Source organism: Tumebacillus amylolyticus (assembly GCF_016722965.1).
GTDB lineage: Bacteria > Bacillota > Bacilli > Tumebacillales > Tumebacillaceae > Tumebacillus > Tumebacillus amylolyticus.
In genome coordinates this window covers 1-8,607 of sequence record NZ_JAEQNB010000015.1, presented here as the reverse complement: position 1 = coordinate 8,607, position 8,607 = coordinate 1, and the positions used below count along the sequence as shown (strand labels likewise).

Sequence of the window (8,607 nt, the reverse complement as noted above, 5' to 3'; positions counted from 1 at the left end):
TCTCGTGATGATGGCGGAAAGGTCACACCTGTTCCCATCCCGAACACAGAAGTTAAGCTTTCCAGCGCCGATGGTACTTGGACCGCAGGGTCCCGGGAGAGTAGGACGTCGCGAGGCAACATTGGGTAAAACGAAAGACCTGATCCGGAAACGGATCAGGTCTTTTTTTGCATAGGAAAGCGAAGGGGATTTGTGGAAATATAACGTATACAAGTTTGACGGGAGCGTGCACAGATGTTAGGAACCTTGGGGCAAGAGATTACCGAAACCGCTTATTTGACAGCGCGCACCAACACGAAACGCTATCGATATATCCTGCGTTACTTCTATGAGCAGTACCAGCGAACGAATTATTGGTTGCAGCCCGAAGAAATCTTGAGTGGGGTGCGTACGATGGGGCTGGAAGAAGATTATGATATGGAGAAGTTGCAAGCGGATCTCAGCCAGTTGGAAGGTTGGAAAAGTCTCACTGCACAACATGACAGCACACGTGTCACCACCATTGAAGAATACCTTAAAAAGCGATATCGCTACATGATGACTCCCTATGCGATTGAGATAGAACGATTGGTCATTCAACTCGAAAATGTGAAAGGCTACGGAGGCTCTCTGCAACCGAGCAAGTTGCAAGAGTTCGTTCGTCTGGCCAAGGCGATTCGCTGGTGGTCGCAGGTGCGGTCAGAGGTAGAGGCTGTCGAGTTGTGGGATGAACTGATCGATCTCTTCAAGGACCTCAACGAGCGGGCCTCTGACTATATTGCCAGCCTGAATAGCAAACGGTCGGAAGAACTTTTTGCAACCGAGCAGTTTTTGGCGTATAAGGATTCGGTATTGACCTATTTGCAGAATTTCATTCAGGTGTTGCAGAATACGGCACCGGAGATTTCAGAATTGCTTCTTCAGGCGAAACAGGACAGCTACTCGACAGCTCGTTTTTTACATCAAGTAGTGTCGGCGAAAATGGGGATGCCGAATCTGGACGAACCATTGTCGGCAGAGCAATGGGAGGAACGAATAAACAGCCAATGGCGCAATGTGGAACGTTGGTTCTTGGGTACAAAGCAAGAGTCGAGCCTCGTGAGTTTGTTGGAACAAATGGCGAAAGATACGATTTTTAAAGTCGTGCGCAGCGCCATACGGATTCAAGAAAAGGGCAGGAGCGGAATGAGCCGCCAACAAGAGTTGGAACAGGTGGGTCGCTGGTTTTTGCAAACGGAGAGCTTGGAAGAGGCGCATGAATTGTACGCCTATACGTTTGGTCTGTATGAGACGAGACATTTTTTTGGTGAACATGCGGAGGACAACGGGTATTTGGATGAGACCTCCATGTGGGAAACGACCCCGCAAGAGTTTTCGCTGCCCCCTCGAGGGCACCAAGGGCGTCCGAGGAACACGAACACCGCTCCGGTCATCGCACGAAAAAACAATCCCGTGTCGCTTCAAGCCTACCTAAAAAAGAAGCAAGAAGAAGAGAGCTTGATCGAAACCTACGTAAACCGCGGTTCTGTATTGATGTCAGAATTGGGTGTCGTTTCGAAAGGGGAGCGGCAACAGCTGTTGTCGTGGATCAGCCGTTGCCTTGCGAACAAAAACCTCCAATTTCGAACACCGGATGGAATCAGGATCGCGATGCCCAACCGCCCCAACTTGGATCGTACCATCTTGGTCTGTGAGGATGGAGAGCTCGAGATGCCCAATTACACGCTCTATTTCAGCAGGGAGGGAGAACCATCATGAGTGAATCGTCACGTACCCAGTCTTTCAAGGACGAAGAGAAAGCGGCAGAACGAAAACGTCTTGCTCGAGTGCTCTTGAATCGACCCTGGGTGCGAAAAGCGGACGATCCGGAACTGTTTCGCACGCTTCGCTTGCATTATGAACCATTGCGCGAGTGGTTTCAACATGCTTGCGGGTTTCCGCTGCTGATGACGCGGGAATTGATCAAGTTGGAAAAAGTACCGGGAGTCGCAAAGCCTTGGATGGGGGTGGTGGAGTTCAAGCAACCGCTTGACTACGCGCTTTTTACCTTTTGCTTGTGGTTTTTGCAGAACAAAGGGGAAATGGAGCAGTTCGTGCTCAGCGAGCTGATCGACTCTGTAAAACTCAAGATGCAAGAAGAAGGCACTCCTCTGGAGATGACACATACCCCTCACCGGCAATCTCTGAAACGGGCTCTAAAAAAGTTGCGAGATCTCAAGATTTTGATCGTGGTCGACGGCGACGAAGAGGATTGGGCGCGTAGCAAGGAGGGGACGCGTAACATTTTGTACGAGTGCAGTACGTTAACGTCGTATGTGTTACGTCGTTTCCCCCAGGATATCTCCGCGTTGACCGAATTTCGGCAATTGGGCGAGGGGATGTATCCTGAGGGAAATGAGGGCGACGTGTCGAGGCGGCGGCATACGGTTTTTCGTCGGTTGTTGCAGGAGCCGGCCGTGCTGGACCACCACTGGCAACCGGACGAGTTGCAGTATGTGCGAATTCAGCGCAGCTACATCCTTGAACAGATTGGGAAGCACGTCGGATTGGAAGGAAAGCGTTACCGAGAGGGGCTGCTTTTCTATCATTTGAGCCCTAAAGGGGAGATGGACTTGTTTCCCACGGCGGAGTCCATCACCGATCTGGTACTGTTGCTGGCGAACGAAGTGCGTACGCAGTTGAAGGAAAAAGAGGACCTGCAGATCACGCAAGCAGATCTGGAGTCCATGCTTCTCGACTTGCGGGAGACTTATGGAAGCTGTTGGAGCAAACAAGACCGTGAAGCGAAGATTGGTGAATTGGCACAACAACTGCTGGGTCATCTCGAGGCATGGGGTTTGGCGGAGCGTGTGGACCCCAATTGGATTCGATTGTCGAGTGTGTTGGGGCGTTTTTCCGGGAGTTATAAGTTGGGGGGAGACGAGCGGTGAAGGAGCGTTGGGTGTTGCATCGAGCGGGGATGCTCAATTTTTGGTATTACGACGAGCAGGAGTTCGAAATCGAGGGCGGTCGCGTGCTGTTCCGGGGATCTAACGGCGCCGGGAAATCAGTCACGATGCAAAGTCTGCTCCCGTTGGTGTTGGACGGGGATACAAGACCCAGCCGATTGGATCCGTTTGGTTCGCGTGACCGCAAGATTGAATATTATCTCTTGGGCGATCAAGGGCAACATGCGGAACGGACCGGGTACCTATGGTTGGAGTTTGCTCACGGGACGAGCGGCCGTTATTTGACGATCGGGATTGGGTTGCGTGCGCGCAGGGGCAATCGGGAGTTGGATTTTTGGGGCTTTGCGATCACAGATAACCGACGAATTGGCCGAGGGTTTGATCTGTACAAGCGCGAGTTCTCGATGGGTCAAGAAAACAAAGTGCCTCACACTTGGAAAGAGATGCGGGACCTGATTGGTGAGGGCGGGCATTTCGTTCGGGAACGCAAGGAATATGCGATGCTGGTCAACAAATTGCTGTTTCGCTATGAGAACCAAGACAGTTACGGGGAAATGCTGCACCTGCTTTTGCAATTGCGCAGCCCGAAGCTCTCGAAGGATTTCAAGCCGACGACGATCTATGGCATCTTGAAAAGCGCGCTCCCTTCTCTGGAAGAGGACGAGTTGTACCCGTTGGCGGAAGTGCTGGAGTCGATTGATCAGATCGGAGACCGGCAGAGAGAGTTGGAACACCATGTCGGTTACGTTGAGGATCTGGAAAAAGCATACGGAACGTACAACCGCTACCAATTGTTCCATCGCGCTGAAAAAGCGGTGCAGTCCGCTGCACGTTTGCAGGAGAAAGACCTGTTGGTGGCTCAACAGCAACAAGAGTTACAAAGCAAAGAGCAAGAACTCGCAGAACAGCGCACGTTCGATCAGAAACAGGCCCATGAACTTAGAAACGAGCAAGCAGAGCTTGATGTGCTGAATCAAGATGAAGCTTTTTCAAAAAGACAAGATTTGCAGAGTAAATACAAGGAAAAACAAACGCTGGAACTCAATCTCGACAAGTCACGTCGTGATCTCGACTATTGGCGCATAGAGGAGAAAAAGGTGCGCCTCCAGATCGAAACCGCAAGCCTCCAAATGCAGGCCGAACAAGCCAAGCAAGCTGACTTGCTGTCCGAGTTGGAAGCTTCGGCGCGGGAGATGGAGTTTGTGTACCATGATGTGTTCCACCGTCGAGTCTCGCGCGAAATGGAGCAGTCTGTATTTTGGGCATCGTGGAAAATGGCAATTCATGAGCACCAAGCGTCTCTGAATGAAGCGCTCAAATGTGCGCGAGAACATTCACAATCCAAAAAGGATGTGTTCGAGAGAGACGCGCAACTCAGTGCGGCTCGAGAACGGCGCGATGAGATGGAAAAGCAATTCCACGCCTTCCAAGTCGCGCTGGAGAAAGAAAAAGAACAACAGCAAGAACGAATGTTCGCTTGGCGGGATCAGTTGCAAGAACTGCAAGTGTCCGAAACGGAGATGATCTCTCTCTTGCAACAACTGGCTCTGTTCCCGGAGAGGACCTACGAGGAGGTCAAACGTGTTTTGGGCGCGATTTATGACCCACAGGTGCAAGAGGTCCGGATCGAAGCGCTGCAGAACGCCGCTTTTTTAAAGCAACTACGAGACGCAGAACAGGAAAAACGTGTGGAACTGCAAAGCTGGAGACATCAGCGTGAGCCGGAACCCGTCCGTTCCAAGCATCGAGAACGGACTCGGCAAATCTATGGGGAGCAACAGGTGGTGGGTATGCCGCTGTATGAGGCATGTGAGTTTTTCCCGCATGTGCCGGAGGAGACTCGCGCCATGTTGGAGTCGTTGCTGCAAGAAACAGGTTTGTTAGATTCATGGGTTGGAAAGTTGGGTGTTCTATGGAAGCGGGAGGACCAAGAGTTTTGGGTGCAAACGCAACCGTTGATGTTCGGGCACACGCTGGCCGACTTTTTGCGTCCGACGCCTCCGGAAGACGGCTCCGTTTCAGCGGAGTGGATTCAAGATGTGTTGCAATCCATAGAGATTGGAGATCCCGTGAACGGCAGTGAACGCGTTGTGCTGTCGGAGCAAGGTTTTTTCCGTCTGGGATCGTTGCTCGGCAAAGTTCAACCCAAAGAACGGGCCGAGTACATCGGCAAGGAAAGTCGCAAGCAAACTCGTTTGGCGACGATCAAGCGCTTGGAAGCAGAACTGGCGGACTTGACCCTGCAGGTAGAAGCGCATGAGGGCGTTGTTGAAGCGTTGCAAGCGCGGGAGATGCAGTTGCAGAAGGAATATGGATTGTTCCCGGATGCGAAGGAGTTGTTCGAGGCTCGAGACGCGGTGCTCAAGGGTCAGGTGAAATTGGAAGCTGCACAGGGCGACGTTGAAGTAAAAAACGACCACCACAAGCGTGCGATGGAAAAAGAACGCGAGGTGCGCGGGCGCTTGCTGGAACTGACGCAAACGTGGTCGTTCTTGAAAAACGAGGCACGATTGACGGAGGCGATGGAGCAACTGAGCGGTTATCGGGGGTTCTATGGCGAGCTGCAAACGGCTTGTACCCGTTACTTGACCGCTCAAAAGCAGGTTTCCGACGGAGCGCAACAGGTAGACGTCGTTGTTGAGAAGTTGGAGATCGAAGAGGCTCATCAACAGAAGCATCTTGAAGTTCTGGAAGAGATTCAAGCCACGATCCAGGCCTATGAAAAATCCTTACAAGAGATGAAGGCGGAGGAAAAATACCAACGTCTGCAAGAATTGATGAGGTCTGTGGAGTTGCGCAGGGAGACGCGCAAGAATTTGGGAAATCGAATGAAACAGGTAGAGATTGCGATCGGAATCCTACAAAATGAATTGCGCAACTTGCATCGCGAGCGTATGAACATTCTCTCAGAGTTGGAGGACCTCGTCGACGAATGGCGGACCGAATGGAAGATGCGCTTGGTTGCTCCGTGGAGGGAGCAGGAGCTCCCCTCCGAGATGCAGGATCAGGTGGCGCTCTGTCGTACGCTAGCTCAAACGTTGGGCAAGGAGTTCGAGCCAAAGCGAGCCATCGAAAACGCTGTCAACAATATTTACAAAGTATTCAATGAAGTGAACGTCCATTTGCATCAGTACGTGTTGGAATGGGAGGACCTCAACGGGCGTCAATTGGTGAAGTTCAGCTACGACCGTGGTAAGCCACTTACGCCGGAGCGATTGCTCGATCAGTTGCGGGTACAGTTGGCGGAACAGAATCTCTTACTTCAAGAGAAGGAAAAAGAACTGCTGGAAAAAGTGTTGATTCAGAGTGTAGGGGTCAGCATCCGGCAAAAAATTCAACGCGCTGAAGCGTGGGTACGCGAGATGAACTTGCTCATGAGCAAGCGCAATACTTCCAGCGGGCTGCAGTTGAAATTACGCTGGGAGCCCAAAGAGAAAGGCTCCGAGATGGAGATGGAAACAGTTCGGTTGGTCGAGTTGTTGCGTCGCGATTATGAGCATCTCACGAATGCGGATCGCGAGGAACTTTACCAGCACTTCCAAGAGAAAATCCAGCAAGCCAAGGCCGAGGCGGATCATGTGGGAGCATTGCGAGAGATCATTCATCAATTTTTGGATTACCGTGAGTGGTACCGCTTCCAACTTTTATCCAAGCAGGGCGAGCAAGTGGAGTACCGCGAGTTGACAGACCCGAGGTTCAACGTCATGAGTGGCGGGGAGAAGGCGATGACCATGTACATTCCGTTGTTCGTTGCGGTTTCGTCGCGTTACAAAGGAACGGCTCCGGATGCACCGAAATTGATCTCGCTGGACGAGGCATTTGCGGGTGTGGATGAGGAAAATGTAAGGGATTTGTTTGAGTTGCTGACCGAAATGGAGTTTGATTACATGATGACCAGCCAAGTGCTATGGGGGTGTTTTGACACGGTGCCGAAATTGTCTATTTATGAAATTATGCGGCCTAAAGGGGCGGAATCGGTAGACGTGATTCCTTATACGTGGGATGGGAAAGTGCGGAGGACGAATTTTGAAGCGATTGAACAGGTCGGATAAAGGGGAATCGACATGGAAGATCAGATGCGCGAGATGGTGACGCTTTTTTCACATCCAGGATTTCAGCGTTTGGTTGAGGCGGCGGAGCGGAAGTGGGTGTCGTTGGGGCGCTTCTCCGGACAGGTACAAGTGCCAAATCTGACGGATGTAGAAAGTCAGAAGATATCGGGATTGCTCGGTACGTTTTTTCCGCCTGAAGCGACGGCGACGATTAAGCTTTCGGCGTTGGAAAACAAACTGTTGAGTTCTCGTTGGGCCGTCGGATTGGAGACCTTGGTGCCGCTTGTGACGGGACGTCCTTTGATTTCAAAGAAGCAACGCCAAGGCATGAAAGCGAGCTCGTGGGACGAATTTTGCGAATCTGTGCATCGTTCTTGCAAACGCGAAGAGAGCGCGGCTTGGTGGAACGGTATTTGGAAAGGTTCGGCCGCCGGTTCGCGGGCGGTCCGAAACTCTTTTGACGAGAATCGAGAGGGGACTGCTTCTTGGGTGTCGCTTTGCGTTCGGGCGCTTGACGAGCTTCCGTGTTGGCTGGGGATAACGGAACGGTTGCCGGTGTTTGCAAATCGGTTGAGCGGTGACCCGCATGCGTTCGATGCAGATCGAATTGTGGGGAGATGGTTGTACCAAGCGCTTTGTACGATTTTGGAACTTGATGCGGAGAGTGCGGCGGAGTGGAAGCGTGAGGTGTGGCAGGAAGCGGGGGTACTGCTTGATGAGGTATCTTCTTTTGTGACGGCGGTTGGGTTGCGTACCATTCCGGGGGATGCATGGGAGGCGTTTTTTTCAAAAGCGATTGCGGTGAGGATGCCACTTTTGTTGCCGTTGGCTTTTTTTCAGAAAAAAGTGGGCTGGGAAATACGGGATCGGGTGTTTGTTGTAGAGAACCCGGCTGTGTTTGAAACGATTTTGGATCGATGGCCGGATGGAAGGGAGTTGCCCGTCCTGGTTTGTACGAGCGGGCAACCTTCTGTAGCAGCATTACGGTTGTTGGATGCCTTATGGGTCCAAGGCGCGGAGATTTGGTATAGTGGGGACTTTGATTCTAAAGGGATTGAAATGGCTTGTTCGTTGCAGAAGCGCTACGGAGATCAGTTTGTAGCATGGCGTATGGGAAGCGCAGAATATCTGTCGGTGGAACGGGGAGTAGCTATTGAAATGGAGTATATGGCTGCTCATTTGCAGATGAAGGTTCCTTGGGATGATCAATTGGCGGAGGCGATGAGGGCGCGGCGAGAAAAGGTATTTCAAGAGTCGCTGGTCTCCTTGTTGTTGGCTGATTTAGTGGGAGAAACGAAGACGGTTGGAGGGTGAAGTAGGTGCAGTTGTGAGAGGGGGGATTTTGTTTATATTTGTTTGAGCATGTCATTCGCAAGAAGGTAGTGGACATGATAAGATAACTCTTGTCGCCGCGAGTGATGCGGTGATGAAAAATAAACTAGAGATTGGCAGTTGACTTTCGATAGTTGATATGCTATCTTATTGAAGTCGCCTCTGAGCGACACGATTGATCCTTGAAAACTAAACGAGTGATAGATGAAGATCGATTCGAGTCAGTGAACCAAACTTTTATTGAGAGTTTGATCCTGGCTCAGGACGAACGCTGGCGGCGTGCCTAATACATGCAA

General features: G+C 51.5%; 4 protein-coding genes and 2 rRNA genes. All 6 read left to right on the top strand.

Annotated elements, in window-relative coordinates:
• Nucleotides 1-117, top strand: a 5S ribosomal RNA gene (rrf, locus tag JJB07_RS23335).
• Between the two features lie 117 nt (nt 118-234).
• On the top strand, nt 235-1,737 hold the full coding sequence (locus JJB07_RS23330; RefSeq protein ID WP_201638473.1) for a TIGR02677 family protein: 1,503 nt from the start codon (nt 235-237) through the stop codon (nt 1,735-1,737).
• Nucleotides 1,734-2,909 (top strand): TIGR02678 family protein, encoded by a 1,176-nt coding sequence (locus JJB07_RS23325; protein WP_201638472.1) that lies wholly within the window; start codon nt 1,734-1,736, stop codon nt 2,907-2,909. Before JJB07_RS23330 ends, JJB07_RS23325 begins: the two co-directional genes overlap by 4 nt.
• Complete coding sequence (locus JJB07_RS23320) at nt 2,906-6,979, top strand: TIGR02680 family protein (RefSeq protein WP_201638471.1); 4,074 nt, start codon at nt 2,906-2,908, stop codon at nt 6,977-6,979. Before JJB07_RS23325 ends, JJB07_RS23320 begins: the two co-directional genes overlap by 4 nt.
• A gap of 12 nt (nt 6,980-6,991) precedes the next feature.
• Nucleotides 6,992-8,293 (top strand): TIGR02679 family protein, encoded by a 1,302-nt coding sequence (locus JJB07_RS23315; protein WP_201638470.1) that lies wholly within the window; start codon nt 6,992-6,994, stop codon nt 8,291-8,293.
• Between the two features lie 254 nt (nt 8,294-8,547).
• Nucleotides 8,548-8,607 (top strand): 16S ribosomal RNA (locus tag JJB07_RS23310); the annotation flags it as partial.

Excerpts from the sequence above, each read along its gene's own strand:
- JJB07_RS23330 (WP_201638473.1), top strand. The coding sequence starts at position 235 with ATGTTAGGAACCTTGGGGCAAGAGATTACCGAAACCGCTTATTTGACA.
- JJB07_RS23325 (WP_201638472.1), top strand. The coding sequence starts at position 1,734 with ATGAGTGAATCGTCACGTACCCAGTCTTTCAAGGACGAAGAGAAAGCG.
- JJB07_RS23315 (WP_201638470.1), top strand. The coding sequence starts at position 6,992 with ATGGAAGATCAGATGCGCGAGATGGTGACGCTTTTTTCACATCCAGGA.